General features: G+C 67.0%; 20 protein-coding genes, 2 tRNA genes and 1 riboswitch. Of the genes, 20 read left to right on the forward strand and 2 right to left on the reverse strand.

What is annotated here, in order from left to right:
* The first annotated feature begins 371 nt into the window (after positions 1-371).
* The 13 genes from IEX43_RS01170 (at position 372) to IEX43_RS01230 (ending at position 14,207) form a co-directional block, all read left to right on the forward strand.
* Positions 372-3,860, forward strand: a complete 3,489-nt coding sequence (locus IEX43_RS01170) for a ribonuclease E/G (protein ID WP_188808712.1) — start codon at positions 372-374, stop codon at positions 3,858-3,860.
* A 219-nt stretch (positions 3,861-4,079) separates the two neighbouring features.
* Positions 4,080-4,177, forward strand: a riboswitch (TPP riboswitch).
* A 7-nt stretch (positions 4,178-4,184) separates the two neighbouring features.
* A complete protein-coding gene (gene thiD, locus IEX43_RS01175) occupies positions 4,185-5,744 on the forward strand; it encodes a bifunctional hydroxymethylpyrimidine kinase/phosphomethylpyrimidine kinase (protein ID WP_188809040.1) in 1,560 nt (519 codons plus the stop codon).
* Positions 5,745-6,008: 264 nt separating this feature from the next.
* Positions 6,009-6,317, forward strand: a complete 309-nt coding sequence (rplU, locus tag IEX43_RS01180; protein ID WP_066276623.1) for a 50S ribosomal protein L21 — start codon at positions 6,009-6,011, stop codon at positions 6,315-6,317.
* A gap of 61 nt (positions 6,318-6,378) precedes the next feature.
* Positions 6,379-6,642, forward strand: coding sequence for a 50S ribosomal protein L27 (gene rpmA / locus IEX43_RS01185; protein ID WP_009372867.1), 264 nt, complete (start codon positions 6,379-6,381; stop codon positions 6,640-6,642).
* 116 nt (positions 6,643-6,758) lie between these two features.
* Positions 6,759-8,348 carry a GTPase ObgE gene (gene obgE, locus IEX43_RS01190; RefSeq protein WP_188808713.1) on the forward strand — a complete coding sequence of 530 codons (1,590 nt, stop codon included), beginning with the start codon at positions 6,759-6,761 and terminating at the stop codon, positions 8,346-8,348.
* On the forward strand, positions 8,338-9,489 hold the full coding sequence (gene proB / locus IEX43_RS01195; RefSeq protein WP_104186062.1) for a glutamate 5-kinase: 1,152 nt from the start codon (positions 8,338-8,340) through the stop codon (positions 9,487-9,489). The genes obgE and proB overlap by 11 nt, the downstream gene beginning before the upstream one ends.
* Before the next feature lie 26 nt (positions 9,490-9,515).
* A complete protein-coding gene (locus IEX43_RS01200) occupies positions 9,516-10,889 on the forward strand; it encodes a glutamate-5-semialdehyde dehydrogenase (protein ID WP_188808714.1) in 1,374 nt (457 codons plus the stop codon).
* A 77-nt stretch (positions 10,890-10,966) separates the two neighbouring features.
* Positions 10,967-11,197, forward strand: a complete 231-nt coding sequence (locus IEX43_RS01205; protein ID WP_104186060.1) for a hypothetical protein — start codon at positions 10,967-10,969, stop codon at positions 11,195-11,197.
* A gap of 13 nt (positions 11,198-11,210) precedes the next feature.
* Positions 11,211-11,864 carry a nicotinate-nucleotide adenylyltransferase gene (gene nadD / locus IEX43_RS01210; protein WP_192044147.1) on the forward strand — a complete coding sequence of 218 codons (654 nt, stop codon included), beginning with the start codon at positions 11,211-11,213 and terminating at the stop codon, positions 11,862-11,864.
* 7 nt (positions 11,865-11,871) lie between these two features.
* On the forward strand, positions 11,872-13,305 hold the full coding sequence (locus IEX43_RS01215) for a hypothetical protein (RefSeq protein ID WP_188808715.1): 1,434 nt from the start codon (positions 11,872-11,874) through the stop codon (positions 13,303-13,305).
* A gap of 59 nt (positions 13,306-13,364) precedes the next feature.
* Complete coding sequence (gene rsfS / locus IEX43_RS01220) at positions 13,365-13,766, forward strand: ribosome silencing factor (RefSeq protein ID WP_066276611.1); 402 nt, start codon at positions 13,365-13,367, stop codon at positions 13,764-13,766.
* A gap of 113 nt (positions 13,767-13,879) precedes the next feature.
* Positions 13,880-13,952: transfer RNA gene (locus tag IEX43_RS01225), tRNA-Ala, on the forward strand.
* 182 nt (positions 13,953-14,134) lie between these two features.
* A tRNA-Ala gene (locus IEX43_RS01230) sits at positions 14,135-14,207 on the forward strand.
* Positions 14,208-14,302: 95 nt separating this feature from the next.
* On the opposite strand, the gene IEX43_RS01235 is transcribed toward IEX43_RS01230, so the two are convergent.
* On the reverse strand, positions 14,303-15,625 hold the full coding sequence (locus IEX43_RS01235; RefSeq protein ID WP_188808716.1) for an SAM-dependent methyltransferase: 1,323 nt from the start codon (positions 15,623-15,625) through the stop codon (positions 14,303-14,305).
* Between the two features lie 66 nt (positions 15,626-15,691).
* Here IEX43_RS01235 and IEX43_RS01240 point away from each other — a divergent pair, with 66 nt between their 5' ends.
* The 6 genes from IEX43_RS01240 to IEX43_RS01265 all read left to right on the forward strand — a co-directional run bounded on the left by IEX43_RS01240 (position 15,692) and on the right by IEX43_RS01265 (position 22,722).
* Positions 15,692-16,774 (forward strand): FAD-dependent oxidoreductase, encoded by a 1,083-nt coding sequence (locus IEX43_RS01240; protein WP_188808717.1) that lies wholly within the window; start codon positions 15,692-15,694, stop codon positions 16,772-16,774.
* A gap of 80 nt (positions 16,775-16,854) precedes the next feature.
* Positions 16,855-18,060: a class I SAM-dependent methyltransferase gene (locus tag IEX43_RS01245; RefSeq protein WP_188808718.1), complete on the forward strand. Its 1,206-nt coding sequence runs from the start codon at positions 16,855-16,857 to the stop codon at positions 18,058-18,060.
* Between the two features lie 232 nt (positions 18,061-18,292).
* Positions 18,293-19,495: an ROK family transcriptional regulator gene (locus IEX43_RS01250; RefSeq protein WP_188809041.1), complete on the forward strand. Its 1,203-nt coding sequence runs from the start codon at positions 18,293-18,295 to the stop codon at positions 19,493-19,495.
* Positions 19,496-19,612: 117 nt separating this feature from the next.
* Positions 19,613-20,965, forward strand: coding sequence for an extracellular solute-binding protein (locus IEX43_RS01255; protein ID WP_188808719.1), 1,353 nt, complete (start codon positions 19,613-19,615; stop codon positions 20,963-20,965).
* 3 nt (positions 20,966-20,968) lie between these two features.
* On the forward strand, positions 20,969-21,850 hold the full coding sequence (locus tag IEX43_RS01260) for a carbohydrate ABC transporter permease (protein ID WP_188808720.1): 882 nt from the start codon (positions 20,969-20,971) through the stop codon (positions 21,848-21,850).
* On the forward strand, positions 21,847-22,722 hold the full coding sequence (locus IEX43_RS01265; RefSeq protein ID WP_188808721.1) for a carbohydrate ABC transporter permease: 876 nt from the start codon (positions 21,847-21,849) through the stop codon (positions 22,720-22,722). The genes IEX43_RS01260 and IEX43_RS01265 overlap by 4 nt, the downstream gene beginning before the upstream one ends.
* Positions 22,723-22,764: 42 nt before the next feature.
* Here IEX43_RS01265 and IEX43_RS01270 read toward each other — a convergent pair whose 3' ends face one another.
* Entirely contained in the window at positions 22,765-22,968 is a 204-nt protein-coding gene (locus tag IEX43_RS01270; protein WP_188808722.1) for a hypothetical protein, read from the reverse strand.
* A 140-nt stretch (positions 22,969-23,108) separates the two neighbouring features.
* Here IEX43_RS01270 and IEX43_RS01275 point away from each other — a divergent pair, with 140 nt between their 5' ends.
* Positions 23,109-24,116, forward strand: coding sequence for an AAA family ATPase (locus IEX43_RS01275; protein ID WP_188808723.1), 1,008 nt, complete (start codon positions 23,109-23,111; stop codon positions 24,114-24,116).
* Position 24,117: the final 1 nt, after the last annotated feature.

Here is a 24,117-nt window from a genome sequence, read left to right on the forward strand (position 1 = left end):
AGGAAAGGGAACTGGTGATGCTGCTTCCGCTGTGGAATAGCCGGGGTATGAGAGAATGAACGTGGCTGGAACCCGATCCACATTCGGAGTCCAGTCCGGCAGCTTGTTCGCAAGACCGCCCATGATGAGCAGCGCAGGCTTTGGATTCTTCGATCCGAACTCCGCAACTCCATGGGGCGGCACCTGGTTGTGGCGTGTGGAACAACGGGTTCTGGAACATACTGCCGGCCCCCACGGGCTGCCGCACCCCACTGCCGGTGCGAACCTGGGGGTATCCACTTGACTTCTGTCAACGCCTGCGGGTTTTGACAATATGTGCCCCAATGGGTGCCGGATGTGGCGGTACGTCAGGGGCAGGAGTGTTGCCACATATGGATAATGAACAAGTTGTAGCCGTTAACGATGAAGCAGCGTCCGTGGACGCCGACTCCGCGCCGAAGAAGGCCACGAGGACCCGGCGGAAGGCCGCTCCAAAAACCGGCGAGGCCGTGGCCACTGAGGCTGCCTCCGACGCCGTCACCACAGAGGCCGGGGCCGCAGAAGCTGCGGCAGACGAAGCCAAGGCGCCCGCCCGCCGGAGCCGTTCGCGGAAGAAAGTCGAGACCGCCGAGCCGCTTCCCGTCTTTGCTGCGGAGGCCGGCGCCGAAGCCGGGATCACCAACAACGCCAACGACGACGGCGCGCAGCAGGCGCTTGCCGCTGGGCCTGCAGAGGTTGCCGCGGAAGAATCGAAGCCCGTCCGGCGCCGCCGGGTTGCCACCCGCAAGACGTCCGCCCCCGCCGTCGCGGAGGAAACGCCGGCAGGGACGGCTGCCCCGGCCGAGACCGCACCCACCGAGACCGCACCGGCCGACACGGCGTCAGCTGAGCCCGCGGCACCCGGCACCGCTGCGGCGGCCACCAGCACTGCCCCGGCTCCCGCCGATGCGCCCGCCGGCACTGAACCAGAAGCCGAGGCTGCCGCCCAGGCTCCCGCCGCCAAAGCCACCAGCGATTCCGCGCAGCCCACGTCCGCCGTCGAGCCTTCCGGTAAAGGCGACGCAAATTCTTCTGCCGGGTCCGAGGCCGGCGCTGCCGGGGCTTCAGACCCTGCCAGCCCGTTCGGGTCCCTTTTCATGGAACCGGGTTCCCCCACGTCGGTGCTGTTCCAGGCCCCGGACCTGAGTACCGTGGTCCGGCCCGTCCCGGTCCCCGCGGAGGATGCCGAGGCTGACGACGCCGAGGACGATTCGGACGACGCCGGCAACCGCCGGAGGCGCCGCGGGCGCGGCCGCCGCGGCCGCAGCAGGGCGGGCGAGCGTGACGGTGAAGAAGCCGACGGCGCCGCTGCCGCAGATAGCGACGCCGCCGAGGACGCTGATGAGGACTCCGCCGGGCAAGCCGAAGAAGGCGTGACCTCCCGCCGTCGCCGCCGCCGCCGCCGTGGCGACCAGGACCTCGAGCTCACGGGCGGGGAAGACGACGATCCGCCCAACACGGTCACCCGGGTCCGCGCCCCGCGCGCCGTGAGCGAGCCGGCCGTGAACAATCGCGTCACGTCCGTCAAGGGCTCCACCCGCCTGGAAGCCAAGAAGCAGCGCCGCCGCGAATCACGCGATACCGGCCGCCGCCGTACCGTCATTACCGAAGCCGAGTTCCTGGCACGCCGGGAATCCGTGGACCGGCAGATGATCGTCCGCCAGCGCGACGACAGAATCCAGATCGCTGTCCTCGAGGACGGCGTCCTGGCCGAGCACTTCGTGTCCAAGACCCAGCAGGACTCCCTGATCGGCAACGTCTACCTGGGCAAGGTCCAGAACGTCCTGCCGTCCATGGAAGCTGCCTTCGTGGATATCGGCCGCGGCCGCAACGCCGTGCTGTACGCCGGCGAGGTGAACTGGGAGGCCGTCAACCTTGAGGGCAAGCAGCGCCGTATCGAGAACGCGCTGAAGTCCGGCGACACCGTCCTGGTCCAGGTGACCAAGGACCCGGTGGGCCACAAGGGCGCGCGCCTGACCAGCCAGATCTCCCTGCCCGGCCGTTACCTGGTGTACGTTCCCGGCGGCTCCATGACCGGCATCTCCCGGAAGCTGCCCGACGTCGAACGCAACCGCCTGAAGCGGATCCTCAAGGACCGCCTTCCTGAGCACGCCGGCGTGATTGTCCGTACGGCTGCGGAGGGCGCTTCCGAGGAAGAGCTGACGCACGACATCAACCGGCTGCGCGCCCAGTGGGAGGGCATCGAAAGCCAGTCGAAGTCCACTAAGATCCTCGCCCCGGAGCTGCTCTACGGCGAACCGGACCTCACCATCAAGGTGGTCCGGGACGTCTTCAACGAGGACTTCTCCAAGCTGATCGTCTCCGGCGAGGAAGCCTGGGACACCATCGAGGCCTACGTCACCTACGTCGCCCCGGACCTGGTGGGCCGGCTTGAGAAGTGGACCAAGGACCAGGACATCTTCAGTGCTTGGCGGATCGATGAGCAGATCCACAAGGCCCTGGAACGGAAGGTCTTCCTGCCCTCCGGCGGCTCGCTGGTGATTGACCGGACCGAAGCCATGACCGTAGTGGACGTCAACACCGGCAAGTTCACCGGCAGCGGCGGCAACCTGGAAGAGACAGTCACCAAGAACAACCTGGAAGCCGCAGAGGAAGTAGTACGCCAGCTCCGCCTCCGCGACATCGGCGGCATCATCGTCATCGACTTCATCGACATGGTCCTGGAGTCCAACCGGGACCTGGTCCTGCGGCGCATGGTGGAGTGCCTGGGCCGTGACCGCACCAAGCACCAGGTTGCCGAAGTCACCTCCCTGGGCCTGGTGCAGATGACCCGTAAGCGCATGGGTACGGGGCTCCTTGAGGTGTTCGGCGAGCAGTGCGAAGCCTGCGCCGGCCGCGGCGTGGTCACCCACGATGACCCGGTGGAACACCGCCGGGCGAACATTGTTGCTGCCGAGCATCACGTGCAGCGTGCCGAGCACCGCCCGGAAGCACGCGCTGAGGGCAACCGCATCGAGGCGCAGCGCACGGACAGCAGCCAGCCCGGTGTCCGTCCTGACAGGAAGCGCCGCCGCGGCCGCGGCGGCCAGCAGCCGGACGCCGCGCCGGCAGCTGCCGTCCACGTCCACACGGTCCACCCTGATCCGACGGACGCCGAGCGGCACGCGAAAGCGGAGGCCACCAGGCTGGCCCTTGCCAACATCGCGGCAGCTGCGCACGCTGCCCACCTGCATGACGATGAGTTGGCTGCCGCCAGGCAGGCAACGCAGGCCCAGCCTCCAGCGCCTGCAGAAACGGAGAAGCACGACGGCGATGCGTCCAGGCCCGCTGCCGTCCTGACCTTTGGCGGAGAAAAAGTCGTCCTGCCCTTCGTGGAGCACGCAGAGGAGCAGCAGCCAAAGCCCGCCCTCACCCTGGACCGCCTTGCCGCGGCTTTCGCCCATCTGGGCGAGCCCGTCCCGGCAGCTGAAACGCCGGCGGGGCAGCCGGTACAGCGCGGGGCGGAAGAGGCTCCCCAGCAGGCTCTTGCCCCGGAGCAGACCCCCGAGCAGGAGCAGGCCCCGGAACAGCGGGAACCGGCCAACGTCCAGCCGCAGCAGCGACCGGTGGCCGCCGCAGCGGAGAAGGACTACTCCGACCACACCCTGGAGCAGTCACGCCCGCGCAGGGCACGCCGCAACCGCAGTGCCAGCCGCGCACAGGGAGCAGCCAACGAAACCTCGGTCCAGCAGCACGAGAATGTTCCCGCCGCCTCGGCCGGGCATTCCCACGCCGCCAAGGCACCGGGAGCGGACCAGGCGGGTGCTTCCAAGCCGGCCAGCAGCAAGCCGTCGGACGCACCGATTATCCTCGGTGTCGGGGTTCCCGCCTCGGAGCTCTAGGAACCGGACTCCAGGAACGGAATCTCCAGGGACCGGAGCTCCAGGAATCGCGAACCCAGGGAGAGCATTGAGCGGATGCCCGGCCGGCCACAGACAGTGGCCGGCCGGGCATCCGTCATTTAAGGCGCGTTCCGCAGCGCTATTGAACACCCGCGTTCCACCCCGCTCCGGTCGCACTGTGTCACCTTCACGCTGTGGACCGCAAAAAAGCTAGGCTGGGGAACCGACACGGGGTGCCGCGCAGAGAGCCGGCTGAGATCCAGACCCGTTGAACCTGTCCGGCTAGCACCGGCGAAGGGATGTCTCTTGTCTTCCACCTTTGCAATGCCCACTGCCACCATCCAGGGCACACCCGCGCCTGCTCCCGGGCCCGCAGCTGTTTCTGCGTCTGCAGCCCCCGTCCGCGAGTACCGCGACACGCCCCGGGTGCTTTCCATTGCCGGATCCGATCCTTCCGGCGGGGCCGGCGTCCAGGCGGACCTGAAAAGCATCGCCGCCCACGGCGGTTACGGAATGGCCGCCATCACTGCCCTCACCGCGCAGAACACCCGCGGCGTGCGCGGCGTCCACGTTCCCCCCGCCAACTTCCTCACCCAGCAGCTCGATGCCCTGAGCGACGACATCAGTATCGACGCCGTAAAGATCGGAATGCTGGGCGATGCCGGGGTGATCGACGCCGTCCGTGCGTGGCTCGAAAAGGTGCGTCCCGCCGTCGTGGTCCTGGACCCTGTCATGGTGGCCACCAGCGGCGACCGGCTCCTCCAGGAATCCGCCGAAGCCGCGCTTCGCGGCCTGCTGCCGCTGGCGCACCTCATCACGCCCAACCTGGCTGAACTCGCCATGCTCGTGGGCGGCGACGTGCAGGAGACCTGGGAAGGCGCCCTGGAACAGGGCCGGAACCTTTCCGCCGCCACGGGAGCCACGGTTCTGGTCAAGGGCGGGCACCTCGTAGGGGCCGAATGCCCCGATGCCCTCGTTAACACCGCAGGTCTGTTGTCCAGGGACGTGGTGGTGGTTCCCGGACAGCGGGTGGCAACAGTGAACAGCCACGGCACCGGATGCTCCCTGTCGGCGGCCATGGCCACGGTCCAGGCCCGGGTGGGGGACTGGGAGGCAGCCCTGCGCGAGGTCAAGCCCTGGCTTGCCGGCGCGCTGGAGGCCTCGGAGACCCTGGAGGTGGGGGCCGGCAACGGGCCCGTGCACCACTTCCACCACGTGCCCGCGGTGCGCGGGAAGGGGAGCTTCGCGGCGCAGCTCTGGGCGGGCGCCGCAAAGGACCTCGAGGACATCTACGCGCTGGACTTCATCCGCGGCCTGGTTTCCGGCAGCCTGCCGGAAAAGGAGTTTGCCTACTACCTCGCCCAGGACGCCATCTACCTCAACGGCTACTCACGGGTGCTCGCGCGGACAAGTGCACTGGCCCCCACCGAAGAGGAGCAGCTCTTCTGGGCACGTTCCGCCGCACAGTGCCTGGAGGTGGAGTCTGAGCTGCACCGCTCCTGGCTTAGTACACGGACCGTTGAGCCGCAGCTGGGGCCCGTGACCAAGTCCTACGTGGACCACCTGACGGCGGCATCGGCGTCGGGCAGTTACGCCGTGCTGGCCGCAGCAGTCCTGCCCTGCTTCTGGCTGTACGCCGAGGTGGGCACAACACTCCACGCCCAGTTCGTGGCTGACGGGGAACCGGGCGGCCACCCCTACGCCGAGTGGCTGCGCACGTACGCGGATGAGGACTTCGCTGCCGCCACCCGCACGGCGGTTGCCATGGTGGACGGGGCCGGCCGCGCTGCTTCCGCGGGGGACCGGGATGCCATGGTGACGGCGTTCAGGCAGTCCTGCCGCCTCGAAGTGGACTTTTTCGACGCGCCGCGCATTCATTCCTGACACCTGGTGGCGCGTCCCGCCGGTACTATGGTGGGGCACGGGTAAGGGCGCGGACCTGGGCTGTGGTGCCTATCACAGACAACCCGCCGGAACCAGCCTCATTTGCGGCCGAAGCCAAAACTAGCGTATTCTAGATCTTCGGTGCTTACGCCAACACTTGGGTTATGACCCCACGGCGTTGAGGCACAGCGAGAGCCCACCCAATCATGGAACCGGGTTCCGCACGCAAATTTGTAATAAACGTCGAGAGAAGTGAGTTCCCAAGTGGTGTACGCGATTGTCCGCGCAGGCGGCCGCCAAGAGAAGGTTTCCGTTGGAGACTTCGTTACCCTGAACCGCGTCGCCGGTGGAGCTGGCAGCACCATTCAGCTGCCCGCACTGCTCCTGGTTGACGGTGACAAGGTCACCTCCGCCGCTGCTGACCTGGCCAAGGTAACTGTTACGGCTGAGATCCTCCAGGACCTCCGTGGTCCTAAGATTGTGATCCAGAAGTTCAAGAACAAGACCGGTTACAAGAAGCGCCAGGGTCACCGCCAGGAACTGACCAAGGTCAAGATCACTGGTATCAAGTAACCTTCCGTGACTGTTCAGGTTTTTCAGCAGATTCCCCAGAATTTAGAGGCAGGCATTTCAGATGGCACATAAAAAGGGCGCGAGCTCCACTCGCAACGGTCGTGACTCCAACGCACAGTACCTCGGCGTCAAGCGGTTCGGCGGCCAGGTAGTTTCCGCCGGCGAGATCATCGTCCGCCAGCGCGGCACCCACTTCCACCCGGGCGCCGGCGTTGGCCGTGGCGGCGACGACACCCTGTTCGCACTGACCCCGGGAGCCGTTGAGTTCGGTACCCGCCGCGGTCGTCGCGTCGTCAACATCGTTGCTGCTGCAGCTGCAGAGTAACAACCAGATCTGAAGCGGTGGAGCGGGCCATATGGTCCGCTCCACTGTTCTTTTAACCGCATTACAATCATCTTGGCGCCCTTGGGCGTCCAGGAAACAGCACTGAGGAGATCCACGTGGCCAGCTTTGTAGACCGGGTAGTACTGCACGTATCCGGCGGTACCGGCGGCCACGGGTGCGTCTCCGTCCACCGCGAGAAGTTCAAGCCGCTGGGCGGCCCCGACGGCGGCAATGGCGGCAATGGCGGCGACGTGATCCTTCGCGTGGACCACCAGACCACCACGCTCCTGGACTACCACCACGCACCCCACCGCCACGCCACCAACGGCGGCCCCGGCATGGGCGACTGGCGCGGCGGCAAGAACGGCGAGACGCTCATCCTTCCCGTCCCGGACGGCACCGTGGTCAAGTCCAAGGACGGCACCGTCCTGGCGGACCTCGTCGGCGAAGGCACCGAATTCGTGGCGGCGGCCGGCGGCATCGGCGGCCTGGGTAACGCCGCCCTCTCCTCCCAGAAGCGCCGCGCGCCCGGGTTCGCCCTGCTCGGCATCGAAGGCGAATCCAGTGACATCGTCCTGGAACTGAAGTCCATTGCGGACATCGCCCTGGTGGGGTTCCCGTCCGCCGGAAAATCGAGCCTCATCGCAGCCATGTCCGCGGCCCGTCCCAAGATCGCCGACTATCCGTTCACCACACTGGTCCCCAACCTTGGCGTCGTGCAGGCCGGCGACGTCCGCTTCACCATCGCCGACGTGCCCGGGCTGATTGAAGGCGCCAGCGAAGGCAAGGGCCTGGGCCACCACTTCCTGCGCCACGTGGAGCGCTGCGCGGCCCTGGTCCACGTGCTGGACTGCGGCACCCTTGAGGCAGACCGCGATCCGCTCTCGGACCTGGCCGTGATTGAGGCCGAGCTGGAGAAGTACGCCGTGGACATGAGCTACGCAGGCCAGGACGGCGAAGTGGTTCCGCTGAACCACCGTCCCCGCCTCGTGGCCCTGAACAAGGTGGACCTGCCCGACGGCAAGGACATGGCCGAATTCGTCCGCCCGGAACTCGAGTCCCGCGGCTACCGGGTCTTCGAAATCTCCGCGACCAGCCACGAGGGCCTGCGCCAGTTGGGCTTCGCGATGGCCGAAATCGTGCAGGCAGCCCGGGACGCGGTGGCAGCCGCGCCGCCCAAGGTCCAGCCTGTGGTCATCAAGCCCCGCGCCGTCAACGAAACCGGGTTCCGGATCCGCCGGGAGGAGAAGGGCCTTGAGCCGCTGTTCCGCGTGCTGGGCGAAAAGCCGGTGCGCTGGGTCAAGCAGACCGACTTCACCAACGAGGAAGCCATCGGTTACCTGGCCGACCGGCTTGCCAAGCTCGGCGTGGAGACGGAACTGTTCAAGCAGGGTGCCAAGCCGGGCGACACGGTTGTTATCGGCGAGGATGACGGCGTCGTCTTCGACTGGGAGCCCACCATGATGGCAGGCGCCGAACTGCTGGCTTCGCCACGCGGTACGGACGTCCGTTTTGCAGACATCGGCGACCGCCCCACGCGTGGGCAGAAACGTGAAGAGCAGCAGGAACGCAAGGACGCCAGGGCCGCTGCCCGCGCTGAACTCGAAGCGGAGCGCAAGGCCGGCATCTGGACCGAATCCGTGAGCAGCCGCAGGGTTGCCAAGCCGCTCAAGGAGAGTGGACTGGGCGCAGACGATGACATCTAGGGCTGCGTCCGCGGAACCGCTGGCGCGGTCCGTGGACAGGAGCGTGCTGGCCAACGCGCACCGGATCGTGGTGAAGGTGGGCTCGTCGTCGCTGACCAGCATCAAGGGCGGCATCTCGGAAGAGTCGCTGACCGCCCTCGCGGACGCACTCGCCGCCAAGCGCAACACCGGAACAGAGATCATCCTGGTTTCCTCCGGTGCCATCGCGGCGGGCCTTGCACCGCTGGGCCTCGCCAAGCGCCCCCGCGACCTCGCCACCCAGCAGGCGGCCGCCAGCGTCGGCCAGGGCCTGCTCATGGCCCGCTACACCCAGGCTTTCGGGGCCCACGGGGTGACCGTCAGCCAGGTGCTCCTCACCGCCGAAGACCTGATGCGCCGCAGCCAGCACACCAACGCGTTCCGCGCCCTCAACCGGCTGCTCAGCCTCGGCGTGGTCCCCGTGGTCAACGAAAACGACACCGTAGCCACCCATGAAATCCGCTTCGGTGACAACGACCGGCTCGCAGCCCTCGTGGCCCACCTGGTCCGCGCCGACGCGCTGGTCCTGCTGTCCGACGTCGACTCCCTCTACGACGGCCCGCCGTCCCTTGGCGCGAAGCGGATCCCGCTGGTGGAGGGGGCGCACGACCTCGACGGTGTCTCCATTGGCAAGACCGGCAAGGCGGGCGTCGGCACCGGCGGCATGCTCACCAAAGTGGAGGCAGCGTCCATGGCGGCGGGATCCGGCATCCACGCACTGGTCACTTCCACGCCCAACGCCGCCGCGGCCCTTAACGGCGAGGACGTGGGCACCTGGTTCACGGTCAACGGCGCCCGGAAGCCCGTCAGGCTTCTCTGGCTGGCGCACGTGGCCTCCGTCCAGGGACGGCTCGTGCTGGACGACGGCGCCGTGAAGGCCATCCGCCATCACCGCACGTCACTGCTGCCTGCCGGCATTTCCGCCGTCCACGGTGATTTTGAAGCCGGCGACGCCGTGGAGATAGCAGGAGCCGACGGTACGGTGGTGGCGCGCGGACTGGTGAACTACTCCTCCGCGGAGCTGCCCCAAATGCTGGGCCGGTCCACTAGGGACCTCGGTGAGGCGCTGGGCAGCGGCTATGACCGTGAAGTTGTTCATGTTGACGACCTGGTGCTGGTCTGAGCTTCCGGCTCGCCTAAACTTGGAACATGACTGAGGCCCTGATCCACAAGACTGCCGAAAATTCCGGAGACACCGCTGCCGCCACGCGGCCCGTTGAGTCATCGGCAGCACCGGTCCCGGCTGGCGTTCCGCTGTCTTCCGGCGACGTCGAGGCAGCAGTGCACGCCATCGCCGACCGCTCCCGCCATGCGGCGCGGCGGATGGCCATGGCCAACCGGGCATGGAAGGACCGTGCCCTCCGCGCAGTAGGCACAGCCCTGCAGGAGAGCACGGAATCCATTCTCACCGCCAACGCCATGGACGTGGCGGCAGGAAAGGCCAACGGCACCTCCGCTGCCATGCTGGACCGCCTCACCCTGACGGAAACCCGCATCGCGGGCCTGGTGGCGGCCCTGGAAAACCTGGCCAACCTGCCCGATCCCGTAGGCAACGTTGTGCGCGGGCAGACACTCCCCAACGGCCTGCGCCTCCGCCAGGTCAACGTCCCCATGGGCGTGGTGGCCGCCATCTATGAAGCACGGCCGAACGTCACGGTGGACATTGCCGGGCTGGCACTCAAGAGCGGCAACGCCGTGATCCTGCGCGGTGGCAGCGCCGCCCAGGCAACCAACGAGGTGTTGGTGCGGGTGCTGCGCGAAGCGCTCGACTCCGTGGGCCTGCCCGCAGACGCGGTCCAGACGGTCGACCAGTATGGCCGCGCCGGCGCCAATGTCCTGATGAAGGCCCGCGGCAGGGTGGACGTCCTGATTCCCCGCGGCGGCCGCGAGTTGATCCAGACTGTCGTCACCAACTCCGCCGTCCCCGTCATCGAAACCGGTGAAGGGAACGTGCACATCTTTATCGACGAGTCGGCCAGCGAGGACATGGCGGTGGAGATCCTCCTGAACGCCAAGACGCAACGGCCCAGCGTCTGCAACACGGTGGAGACCCTCCTGGTCCACTCCGGTTCACGCGTGCTCCCGGCCGTAGCGGCCGCCCTGCGTAAGGCCGGCGTCAGGCTGCACACCGATGAGCGCACGCGCGCCGCGCTTCCCGCCTCCATCGAGTCCGAACCGGCCACCGACGAGGACTGGGCCACCGAATACATGGACCTTGACCTTGCGGTTGCCATGGTGGACAGCCTCGACGAGGCAGTCAGTCACATCCGCACCTGGTCTACCGGCCATACCGAGGCCATCCTCACCAATGACCTGTCCAACGCCGAGCGCTTCATCGCCGAGGTGGATTCCGCGGCCGTCATTGTCAATGCGTCCACCCGGTTTACCGACGGCGGGGAGTTGGGGCTGGGTGCCGAGGTGGGCATCTCCACCCAGAAACTGCACGCCCGCGGTCCCATGGGGCTGACCGAACTCACCACCACGAAGTGGATCGTGCAGGGTGAGGGCCAGGTGCGCGGGTAGCGCACGGTAACATAGACCAGAAGCCAGAAACGGCGGAGCTTTCCGCTGCCACAATCGTTTGAGCCCAAGGGGAGAACATGCTGTTCCAGCAGATTGCCACGTCCGTCGCCGAAGGCGAAGAACACGAACTCGCGCCGCTGTGGGCTGAGCCGTGGGTCTTCGGTGTGGTCATCTTCGCCATCCTGCTGGTCATGATGTTCATCACGCTGTCCTACTCCAACCTGGGCAACCGCCACACGGCCACCGAGGAGCACGCGGATCCGCACCGCCAGCACCCGAACAAGCACGACCACGGGCAGGGCCACTAACATTTCCCGCGTTTTGCACCGCTCGGGTGCCAACGGCAGGCTGCGGCTGGGCGTGATGGGCGGGACGTTCGATCCCATCCACCACGGCCACCTGGTGGCTGCCAGCGAGGTGGCGGCGGAATTCGACCTGGACGAGGTGGTTTTCGTCCCCACCGGCCAACCGTGGCAGAAGTCCCACAAGCACGTCAGCGAACCCGAGCACCGCTACCTGATGACCGTCATCGCCACGGCGTCCAACCCGCGCTTTACGGTCAGCAGGGTGGACGTCGACCGGCCAGGTCCCACGTACACCATCGATACCCTTCGCGACCTCCGGGCCCAGCGCCCCGACGCCGATCTCTTCTTCATCACCGGGGCGGACGCCCTGGCACAGATCCTCTCCTGGAAGGACATCGACGAACTGTGGTCGCTGGCCCATTTCGTCGGGGTCACCAGGCCCGGGCATGTTCTGGACGGCATGGGACGCGATGACGTCAGCCTCCTGGAGGTCCCGGCCATGGCCATCTCCTCGACGGACTGCCGCGCGCGCGTGGCCGCGAACCATCCGGTCTGGTACCTGGTACCGGACGGCGTCGTGCAGTACATCGCCAAGTACGGCCTGTACGAAGCCGCCGCGGAAGCCGATGCCCCACCGTCCCTAGCACGTGAACCAGCCAGTACTGAATGAGTTCTCAATGAGTCAGGAACAGCCCCCCATCCGCAGCCGCCGGGAACTCCGGAAGGCCAGGGACGCCCAGCAGGAGTCTGCTTCCAAGGGCACGGAGCAGCTCCAGCCTGCCCTAAAGACGGATGCTGGTGCGCCGGGTGCTGCTGCCCCCTCGGGGCCCGTTGCTCCCTCGGGACCCGGTGCCGCCGGAGCGGCCGCCGGGCAGGCCAACACCCAGCGGTCATCCCAGATCCGGGCGCGGGACCGTGCAGCCCTTCGCGCCATCAAGGAGCTGGAGGAAAAGGAAGGCCAGCTCTCCGCCGGTGGTCCTCCCACCCGTCGGCAGCTCCGCCTCCAGCAGCTCAAGGAACAGGCGCTGACTGCGGCTAACCCCATTGTGCCGTTGGCTTCCACTTCGCCTGCTTCCACTCCTCAGCGTTCAACGGACGGGCCCCGGAATGGCGTCAGCCACAAGGACAGCGGCCACGAGGACAGTCACAGCGGCAGCAGCCAGGGCAGTGGCCCGTCCACCGACGCGAAAAACACCGGCGCGGGGGAGCAGGCCCGTCAGGGCGGGACAACCACCCCTGGCGTTAAGGCCGGTTCACCGGGCCCCGAGGGCATGACCGTGGAACAGGCGCTGGCGGCCCGGTCCCTGCTCGCGGAGCAGGCCAAAAACCAGATCGCGAAAATGGAGCACATCGCCTCCCTGGATCCCGAAGCGGTTGATCCGGAGATCCTGGCCGAGCAAATCGCCCTGGCGGAGCGTGCGGCGGTCATGAACCGCCGGGCCATGGCCAAGCAAAAGCTGGCCGAGCAGGCCGGTACACCCGCGGTTCCGGCGGCTCCGGCTGCCCCTCCGAAAAATCACGTCCAGGGACGTTCGCGGGATGCCGGAAAGCGTCCCGGGGATGCCGGAAAGCGTCCCGGGGATGCCGGCAAGAAGGACCAGGCCGGGAAGCCGGCGGCCGGACAACGCCCCGCCCCTTCTACTGCCAACAATCTGGCCATGGTCACGCCGCTGGAATTCGTGCAGGTCCCCGGCATCGACCGGCCCGTCATGAAGCCGCCCGCAACTTCGCACGTACCGGTCACCACCCGCCCGGGAACCAAGGTCACGCCTTCCAGGACCAAGAAGCGGCGATCACCAGGCCCCCAGCGCACTGCCCCAGCTGATGCTGGACCCGGCCGCTCGCAGGTGATCGCAAGGGCTGAAGCTGCCGCCCGGGCCGCTGCCCGCCCGCAGCAGGTGGTTACTGATGAGCACCAGGGGGAGGACCTCTTCGAGGACCTTCCTCGAATCCCGGCTTCGTCCGCCCACGGCCTTGATCCCCTGGACGCAGCCACGGCGGGACTGGCCCGGGCGAACAGGACCAGGGTCCTGCAGTTCCTGGTCCTGGCATTCGGCGTCGTGGCACTGGTCTCGGGCGTCATCCTGATCATCAACGGCATGGCCCGCTGATCACCAACCGCCGGCCGGCAACGGTCGGCCACTGCATATTTAACCCAACAAGGAGTCACGTGACTGCATCAGAATCGTCCATCACCATAGCCCGCGCCGCCGCCAGGGCAGCCGCGGACAAGATTGCCCAGGATATTGTTGCCCTGGACGTCAGCGAGCGGCTGGCCCTGGCCGACGTTTTCCTCATCGCCTCGGCACCCAGCGAACGCCAGGTCAATGCCATCGTTGACGGTATAGAGGAAGAACTCGCCAAGCAGGACCTGCGGCCCGTCCGGCGTGAGGGCCGCTCCGGTGGCCGCTGGGTGCTGCTCGATTACTCGGACATTGTCATCCACGTCCAGCATGAGGAGGACCGGGTGTTCTACGCCCTGGAACGCCTCTGGAAGGACTGCCCCGTGGTGGACCTGCAGCTCGGGGACGACGCGTCGGCCAAAGCCACCGCGGGGTCCGAGACCGAATAATTCCGCGGAATCGCGCGGAATATGCCCGATTTGGAATTTTCGGAATTGCTGTTCTAAGATATTTGAGTTGCTTCGGGGAAAGCCGAAAAAGCTCGACAGGGCAGCAATAGTTCGGGGCTGTGGCGCAGCTGGTAGCGCACCTGCATGGCATGCAGGGGGTCAGGGGTTCGAGTCCCCTCAGCTCCACCGAATATCCGCCGGAATCACTGCGATTCCGGCGGATTTTTTGTTAGCACTGTTCCGCGGACGCAGCCGGCAGGCCCGGACGGACCCCAGGCCGGGACGCGACACCACGATTGGCGTGCGGGGCGAAAGTGCATTAAGCTGAACAGGTTGCTTCGGGGAGTTACTCCGAAAGCGGCAAGTCCGGGGCTGTGGCGCAGCTGGTAGCGCACCTGCATGGCATGCAGGGGGTCAGGGGTTCGAGTCCCCTCAGCTCCACCGGTAGGCATCCTGCAACAAGCCGGAAGGCACAGGAGCATCGGAAGGGACGGTCCCATCGGGACCGTCCCTTCCGCGTTAACCCAGCTGCCCCTTCAGAGCCAGGTTGTCCGCCGCAGCGGGGGTTCATCACCGCCCGGCCGCTGGACCAGGACCTGGTTGACGCCCGTCAGGCCGCCCTCAAAGCCAAGCGCGCTGGAAGCCATATACAACCGCCACACCCGCGCCCTGCCCAGGCTGGCCAGCTTCACGGCGTGGTCCCAGTTGGCCTCCAGCCTGCTGACCCAGGCACGGAGGGTCAACGCATAGTGCCGCCGCAGCGCCTCTACATCCAGGACCTCGAATCCGGCGCCCTCCAGGGCGGACACCATCTCGCCAAGGCTGATCATCTCCCCGTCCGGAAACACATAGCGGGGAATGAACGAATCGGGATCCGGCTTGGTGGGCCCGGCGTTCCAGGAAACTGCATGGTTCAGCAGCCGCCCGCCGGGCCGGAGCAGGCTGAACAAGGCCGTTGCGTAGGCTGGCGTCTGCTCCCTGCCCACATGTTCGGACATCCCGATGGAGCTGATGGCATCGAAAGGTCCGTCGCCGATGTCCCGGTAGTCCCGGACCCGGATGTCCACCCGCTCCGTCAGGCCGGCCTCGGCAGCCCGCTTGCGTGCAAGGTTTGCCTGCTCCGTGGAAAGGGTGATGCCCACCACTGTTGCGCCGTACTGTCCGGCAGCATGGAGGGCGAAACTTCCCCACCCGCAGCCTACGTCCAGCACCCGCATTCCCGGCCGCAGGCCCAGCTTCCGGCACACCAGGTCCAGTTTTTCCTCCTGGGCTTCGTCCAGGCCTGCGGCGAGCAGGTTGCCTGACTCCGGGGATTCCGTGCCGTAGCTGCCGTCCGGCCAGACCGCGCACGAGTAGACCATGGACTGCCCCAGCACCAGGGCGTAGAAATCGTTGCCCACATCGTAATGATGGGAAATGGCTGCCGAGTCGCGCCGGCGCGAATGCAACCGGCCCTTCTTTACAACCTTTGCCTCCTCCGGCGGCGGCGCCGGATTCGGGCCCAGCGCACCCAGCCGGACGGCCGTGCGCAGCAGCGTCCACATTTCCCGGGCCGTGGGCCGCCGGAACGGGCCGGGCTCCGCGAACTTCCCCGCTGAACTCAAGGCAGTGAAGGCAGCGAAGATGTCCCCGGGGGAGTCGATATCTCCCGCCACGTAGGCCCGGCTCAAGCCGAGCTGGCCCGGGGACCACAGGATCCGGCGGAGGGCCCGGCGGGAATGGAACTCCAGGACAGGTGCACCCTCCGGCCCTGCCTCTGACCCGTCCCAGGCCCGCAGGCGCAACGGTATCTCTTTGGTGTCCAGCACAACTGACAGGGCCTGGGCCAGGCGCGCTGCGTGTCCTTTGCTTGTGGTCATGGTGGTCCTCCCGTCTCCATGGGCCAAGACTAAGGCCGGGAGACGCCCCGCGACTATCATGGGGGAGTGAATTCTGCCCGTGCCGACGTCGTCGTTATCGGCGCGGGCCAGGCCGGGCTCTCGGCTGCCTACCACCTTCAGCGCCGTGGCGTAGACCACGTAATTTTCGACGCCGAGGATGGTCCCGGCGGCGCGTGGCGGCACCGGTGGAAGAGCCTGCGGATGGAAACGGTCAACGGCATCAGTGATCTTCCCGGGATCGCCAAGCCCGCCGTGGATCCGCGGGAACCCAGCTCGGAATTCCTGGCGCGCTACTTCCGTGACTACGAGGAGGAACTGGGGCTGTCCGTCCGGCGGCCCGTGAAGGTCCGGTCGGTCAGCCGGGAGGACGCAAACCCTGCCGGCCTTCTGGGAATCGCCACATCGGACGGAGACTGGACAGCCGGGGCCGTCATCAACGCCACCGGCACCTGGACCCGCCCGTTCTGGCCTACCTACCCCGGGCAGTCCACCTTCCGCGGACGCCAGCTCCACGTGGCGGACTACGTCTCCGCGGAGGAGTTCAAAGGACAGCACGTGATTGTGGTGGGCGGCGGCATCTCGGCTGTCGGCCTCCTTGACGAAATCTCGCGCGTCACCACCACCAGCTGGTTCACCCGCCGGGAACCGGTGTGGCGGGATGAGGAGTTCGACGCCAGGGCGGGACACGACGCGGTGGCCCTGGTGGAGGAACGGGTCCGCAGGGGCCTGCCGCCGCAGAGCGTGGTGTCGGTGACCGGCCTGATCTGGACGCCGGCATTCAAGGCGGCGGCGGCCAGGGGCGCCCTGGACCGGCAGCCGATGTTCACCTCCATAGAGCCCGGCGGCGTCAGGCTCGCGGACGGAGGTTTCCAGCCGGCAGGCGCGATCGTGTGGGCCACCGGTTTCCGTGCGGAGCTGGAGCATCTCGCGCCGCTGCACCTGAGGGGACACGGCGGCGGAATCGTGATGGAAGGAACCCAGGTAGCCTCGGAACCCCGCGTCCACCTGGTAGGTTACGGGCCGTCGTCGTCCACAATCGGGGCCAACAGAGCCGGACGCGCCGCCGTGGCGGCCATCCTGAAACTCCCCGGGATCAGTCCGGCGGCAACACCAGTAAGTTGGGGCTGACGGCGGGGCACGGTCCGTGCCCGGTCCACGCACTCCAGCAAACGTACACACTCAACGCACAACGGAAGCGGCAGGAACACTTGGCATCAGACACTCTTGAGGACGTCTTCAGCGCACTTCGCCGGAGGCCGGATGTGGAAGCGCCCAACCTGCAGGCGTGGGACGCCACGGACCGGCTCCTGCTGGAGGCAGCTGCGGACTTGGTCCCCGGCGGAAGCACGGTTGCCGTTATCGGGGACCGCTATGGCGCCCTGACCCTCGGCGCCCTGGCCACCCTCAGCCCGGGCGCGGTGCGCGTGCACCAGGACCTGGTCACCGGAGAACGCGCCCTGCAGCTCAACGCCGCCGGACTTCGCAGCGGCGGCCTCCTGCCGGACACCACAGCAGGAATGCCCGACGGCGGCGCCGGGAACCAGCCCGGCTTCACGCAGGTGCCACTCGGGCCTGAGCTCCTTGCCGGCGCCCAAACGGTGCTTTTGCAGCTGCCCAAGACCCTGGCGGAACTGGATGAAGTTGCTGCCGCCGTGGCCCGGTACGCCGCGCCTGACGTCACGCTGCTCGCGGGCGGGCGGGTTAAGCACATGTCCCTCGGCATGAACTCGGTGCTGGAACGGCACTTCCGCTCGGTCCGGCCCCAGCTCGCCCGGCAGAAATCCCGCGTGATCCTGGCGGGCGGGCCGCAGGGGAGCGGGGAGCAGGAACGCTATCCCGTCGTCGAACACCTCGCTGAACTGGACCTCAAGGTCGCCGCCCATGGTGCCGTCTTCGCAGGCACCAAACTGGATATTGGCACCAGGTTCCTGCTGACGTTCCTTCCCTCCATGAAGGCAGCCCGGCACGCTGTCGACCTCGGCTGCGGCACCGGAATCCTCGCCGCCATGTACGCCCGGCAGCACCCCGGTTCGCAGGTGACCGCCACGGACCAGTCCGCCGCGGCCGTGGCCTCCGCCCAGGCCACGGCACAGGCCAACGGCCTGGCCGAGCGCATCACGGTCCTGCAGGACGACGCCCTCGGCACCATGGCGGACGGCAGCGTGGACCTGGTCCTGCTCAACCCGCCGTTCCATGTAGGTGCGGGCGTCCATGCAGGAGCAGGTTTGAAAATGATTGAAGCCGCGGGCAGGGTGCTCGCTCCGAAGGGAGAACTGTGGACGGTCTTCAACCGCCACCTGCCCTACCTGCCGGCGCTTGAGCGGCACGTGGGGCCAACCGTGGTGAAGGGCCGGAACCCCAAGTTCACGGTGACCTTGAGCACCCGCCGCAGCGCGGACCAGGCAGGGGCCTGAGCCGTGGCCCGCAGCCTGTCGGGCAGCGCCACCTTCCATGGCGGGCAGCGCCACCTTCGCTGCCGGGCCCGCGCACGGGGCCGCGCCGCGCCGTCGTGCCGTCCTATGGGTCTCTGACCACGCGTAACGTACGATTCAAGCATCACCATATGTACGTGGCCGAAGACGTTTAGGGGACGCTGTGACTGAGATCCGCCAATCCTCTCCGAGGCGCGGAACCAACCTGCCCAAAATGGGGGACTTCAACCTCACGGTGATCCTGGACGCCATCCGCAGGTCCTCCGGCGGCCTCAGCCGCGTGGAACTTGCCCAGATTGTGGGCCTGTCGCCGCAGACCATCTCCAACATCTCACGGCGCCTCCTGGACCAGAACCTGATCGTGGAAGCCGGCAAGGAAGGCAGCGGCCCGGGCAAGCCGCGCACCATCCTCCGGCTCAACCCTGGCGGTGTGTACGCCCTCGGCGTCCACCTCGATCCCGCGGTGACCACGTTCGTGGTCCTGGACCTGGTGGGATCGGTGGTGCGGCATTCCCGGATCAAAACCCCCGGCGGCAACGACCCCTCGGCGGTCATCGCCACCATCGCGGCCGAGATCGACCAGTTGGTGGAGGATTCCGGCGTGGACCGGGAGCGGATCGCCGGCCTGGGAGTGGCCGCACCGGGCCCCATCGACCTGGACAACGGCACTGTGGTGGATCCGCCGCTGCTGCCCGGCTGGGACAGGGTGGAACTGCGCAGCGCCCTTTCCGAAGCCACCGGATACTCGGTCCTGGTGGACAAGGACGTCACCAGCGCGGCCGTAGCGGAAACCTGGGCCGGCGGCCCCAGCGGCTCCGGCAGCTTCATCTTCATGTACATGGGCACCGGCATAGGCTGCGGCATTGTCCTCAATGACGAGGTGATCCGGGGAACCTCCGGAAATGCCGGCGAGATCGGCCACATCATTGTGGATCCTGACGGCGCCCCCTGTGATTGCGGCCTGCGCGGCTGCGTAAAATCCACCTGCATCCCGCAGGTGCTGGTGTCCGAAGCGGAAAACGCCGGCATCCTGGACGGCTCCCGTTCAGGCAACAGCGGAGCGGAAATCCAGCAGAGCTTTTCCCGGTTGTGCGACCTCGCGGACCAGGGCAACGAGCAGGCCCTTGCCATCATCGACCGGTCCGCGGTGCGCGTGGCCCGGGCGGTGGCCGTGGTGACCAACACGCTGGACGTTGAACGGGTGGTGTTCGGTGGGCCGTTCTGGAGCCGCCTGGCGGACCGATACCTCGAGAAGATCCCGGCGCTGCTGGACGCCCACAGCGACACCCGGCTCATCCATCCCATCGAGGTTGTGGGCACCGGGGTGGGGGACGACGTCGGCGCCATCGGGGCGGCTTCCCTGGTCCTGGAACATACGCTGGCCCCGCGGGCCCAGCGGCTCCTCCTCGAGAGCTGACCCGGCGGGCTGTTCGCAGCGTCTTGCCTGCGGCAGGACGTCCATCTAGCATGTGCATACTGTGCGGTTTGGGGCCCGCCAACAACAGGGCCGCCGCCATCGACCGAATGGAGCGCCATGCGTCGCCGGGCCCTGAAGACCATGTCCCTGATTGCCGCGGCAACGGTAGCCCTGGCGGCCTGCAGCCCGGACGATCCCGGCGCTTCGTCCAAAACCCTGAAAGTTGCGTATCAGAAAACGGACTCCTTCACCGCCCTGGACACCATGCTCCAGGCCGCCAAACAGGAGTTTGAGGCGGCTAACCAGGGAGTGACCGTTGAACTGCAGCCCATCCAGGCCAACGACGACGACTACGGGACAAAACTGGCCCTCGCGCTGCGCTCGCCATCCACGGCGCCCGACGTTTTCTACGAGGACACGTTCAAGGTCCGCTCCGACGTGGACGCCGGCTACCTCCTGAAACTGGACAGCTACCTGGAGGGCTGGGAGGAATGGGACACGTTCGACGACGGCGCCAAGGCGGCAGGGCGTGCGGACGACGGCGGGACGTACGCAGTGCCCCTTGGCACCGACACCCGCGCCATCTGGTACAACCGGAAAGTCCTGGAAGCTGCCGGGGTCACCCTTCCCTGGGAGCCGCGCAGCTGGCAGGACATCCTGGACACGGCACGGAAGATCAAGGCCAACGACCCCACCGTTGTCCCGTTCAACATGTACGCAGGCAAGGGAACCGGCGAGGGGACCGTCATGCAGAGCTTCTACGAGCTGCTCTACGGCACGGGATCCTCGCTCTATGACGAAGAGACCGGGAAATGGGTGGTGGGCTCGGCCGGCTTCCAGGACTCGCTGGCCTTCCTCAAGACCCTTTATGACGAACAGCTGGCCGTTTCACCAGCCGAGGCCCTCGATGCCAACGTGTGGAAGAAAGTGTTCGGGGAGTGGCTGCCCAACGCAAAGATGGGCGCCACCGTTGAAGGGTCCTACGCGCCGTCGTTCTGGCAGGATGGCGGGAGCTATGAGTGGCCGGGCTACGAACAGGAGATGGGCGTTGCCCCCTTCCCCACCCAGGACGGCCAGGCACCGGGGGCTGTGAGCATGTCCGGCGGCTGGACGCTGGCGCTCGGGGCGGAGACCAAGGAGCCTGAGCTGGCGTTCAGCTTCCTGACCACTGCGCTCAACGAACAGAACTCCCTCAGCTTCACCGTGGAAAGCTCGCAGATTGCCGTCCGGAAAGACGTGGCCGCCGACCCCGGGTACCTTGACGCCAACCCGTTCGTCAGGGATGTTTCCGCCCTCGTTTCGGTGACGAAGTACCGCCCTGCAACTGCCGACTACCCCCGTATTTCCGCGGCTGTTCAGGAAGCCACCGAGGCCGTCATCACCGGCACCAGGTCGCCCCAGGAAGCGGCTGCGGACTATGACGCCGCCGTGGCGGACATCGTGGGTGCCGCCAAGACCGTCCGGAAGTAGCGGGTGCGGTCTCCAGCCACGGCACGGCAACTGCTCCGTTACCTTCCGGTCCTTCCTGCTGTCCTGCTCCTCCTTGTCTTCCTGGCGGGCCCCGTGCTCTGGGCCTTCCACGCATCCCTCACGGACGCCGGCCTCACCGGCCGCAGTGCCCGCAATCCCTCATGGGTGGGGCTGGAGAACTACCAGCGGCTGCTGGCGGACCCGGTGTTTCCGCTCTCCGTCCTCCTCACGGTGGTGTTCGTGGCGGGTTCGGCGGTACTGGGGCAGAACCTGCTGGGCCTCGCGCTGGCCGTGCTGATGCGGCGGGCACGGCCGCTGGTGTCCGCCGTCGTCGGCACCACCGTGGTGGCCGCCTGGGTGCTGCCGGAAATCGTGGCCGCCTTCGCCGCCTATGCGTACTTCAGCGGGGACGGGACCCTGAACCAGCTACTGGGCGGCCTGGGACTTGTCCGGCAGGAGTGGCTGTACGCCTTTCCCATGGTGGCCGTGATGCTCGCCAACGTGTGGCGGGGGACAGCCTTTTCCATGCTGGTGTACCGGGCCGCATTGAATGAGGTTCCGGCGGAGGTGACCGAGGCGGCCCAGATGGATGGAGCCCACGGCTGGCAGCGGTTCGCGTTCATTACGCTGCCGATGATCCGGGGGAGCATCACCACCAACCTGATGCTGATCACGCTGCAGACCCTCGCCGTCTTTACGCTCGTCTGGGTGATGACGGCGGGCGGGCCCGCCAACGCCAGCACCACCCTGCCTGTCCTTGCCTACCAGGAGGCCTTCAAGTTCGGGGATATCGGCTACGGGACAGCCGTGGCTTCGGTGCTGATCCTGATCGGCGCCGCGTTTGGGCTGGCGTACGTGCGGCTGCTCCGGGAGCCGCGGCCATGACCGCCCCCACCAGGACGCTGGGCAGCCTTCCGCTCCGGCCCGCCGCGCCCAGGCGGCGCCAGGCCGGCAGCACCCCGGCTGACCTGGTGCTGCTGCTGATTGGCGCCTGCTTCCTGCTGCCCCTGCTCTGGCTCATCCTGGCTTCGCTGGACGCCGAAGCCGGGCATGAGCTGAAGCTTCCGGACCGGGCCGGCCTGGACAACTTCGCCGCAGTGCTGACGCCGGAGTTGCTGCTCCGGCCCTTATGGAACAGTGTGCTGCTGTCCGGGGGGACGGCGACGGTCACCGTTGTGGCCGCTGTACTGGCGGCCTACCCGCTGTCCCGCTACCGGTCCAGGTTCAACCGGCGCTTCATGTACACCGTCCTCTTTGGGACCTGCCTGCCCATCACGGCGATCATGGTCCCCGTGTATGGGCTCTTCGTCCAGCTTGAATTGCTTGACTCGATGACTGCCACCATCTTCTTTATGGCCACCACCACCTTGCCCATGGCCATCTGGATGACCCGGAACTTCATGGAGGGCGTGCCGGTGTCGCTGGAAGAAGCAGCCTGGGTGGATGGCGCATCGCGGATGACGGCACTGCGGACCATTGTCCTGCCGCTGATGAAGCAGGGGCTGGGGGTGGTGTTCATTTTTGTGTTCATCCAGGCCTGGGGAAACTTCTTCGTCCCATTCGTGCTGCTCCTCTCGGAAGCACGGCAGCCCGCGGCGGTGTCCATCTTCAGTTTCTTCGGACAGCATGGTGCAGTGGCCTACGGCCAGCTGGCCGCATTCTCCATTCTGTATTCGCTGCCGGTGCTGGTTCTCTATGTCATCGTGGCGAGGGGCGGCAGCGGTTCCTTTGCCCTGTCCGGAGCGGTGCGGGGCTGAACGGGCTTTGCTGCCGCAGCCGGACGGGCAGGAGGAACGGTTTCAGTCGATGTCCTCCAGGACCACACCGAACGGAAGGGTCTCGTCGAGGTGGGCCTGGTGGCCGGTGGAACCCGGGTTGTACGTGACCCGTACTCCATGAAGCCTGTCTGCCGCGGACTGCTGCAGGACGGGCTTGACGGTGCTGATGAACATCTCGCTTTTGTCGGCGAGAAACTCCTTGTAACTGGCTGGAAGCTCGCTCATGCCAAAAGGATAGACCTGGCAACGGCTGATGGGGAGGGGTCCCCATTGTCCAAAATGCCGGGGCGGTCTTGGATAGGATGGCGGGCGGAGTGCAGCCGGCCGGCAGCCACGCCCAGATCAGTTACCAGGGGGAAAATCCAGTGCTTTCGACCAGTGCGTCCGCGAGAATCGAACCCTCGGAACTGGCCCGGGCACAGCAGGTGGCGGCGAAGATTGCCGGCAGCTTTGACGCTAAGGTTGTGGGGCAGGCCCGGCTGCGTGAATCGCTGCTGGTGGGGCTGCTGACCGGCGGGCATATCCTCCTGGAAAGCGTCCCGGGCCTTGCCAAGACCACGGCCGCCCAGGCCGTTGCAGACGCAGTGAGCGCCGATTTCCGGCGGATCCAGTGCACCCCGGACCTGCTGCCCAGCGACATTGTGGGTACCCAGATCTACGACGCCGTCAACGGCACCTTCGTCACGCAGCTGGGACCGGTCCACGCCAACATTGTGCTCCTCGACGAAATCAACCGTTCCAGCGCCAAAACGCAGAGCGCCATGCTTGAGGCAATGCAGGAACGCCAGACCTCCATCGGCGGCCAGGAGTACCCGCTGCCCTCGCCCTTCCTGGTCCTGGCCACCCAGAACCCCATCGAGCAGGAGGGCACCTACCAGCTGCCGGAAGCCCAGATGGACCGTTTCATGCTCAAGGACGTGCTGGACTATCCGTCCCCCGCGGAGGAAGCCGAGATCATCCGGCGCATCGATGCCGGGGTGTACACGCCGGAGCAGGTGCCCGCCGCCGCCGCCTCCCTGGAGGCCGTCACCGCCGCCCAGGAACTGGTCCGGCGTGTTTACATCGATCCCGCCGTCATCAACTACATCGTGGGCCTGGTCTTCGTCACCAGGAACGCCCACCAGTACATCGACTCCCGGCTGGCCGGCTTCATCGAGTTCGGCGCGAGCCCCCGGGCCAGTATTGCCTTTAGCCAGGCCGCCCGTGCAGTGGCACTGCTGAACGGCAGGGACCACGTCATTCCCGAGGACGTCAAAACGCTGGCCCACCGGGTACTGCGCCACCGCCTGATCCTGAACTTCGACGCAGTGGCGGAACAGGTGCGGGTGGAAACGGTGATCGACGCCGTCGTCGCTGCCGTCCAGACCCCCTGAG

Source organism: Pseudarthrobacter polychromogenes, assembly GCF_014644495.1.
GTDB classification, from domain to species: Bacteria; Actinomycetota; Actinomycetes; order Actinomycetales; family Micrococcaceae; genus Arthrobacter; species Arthrobacter polychromogenes.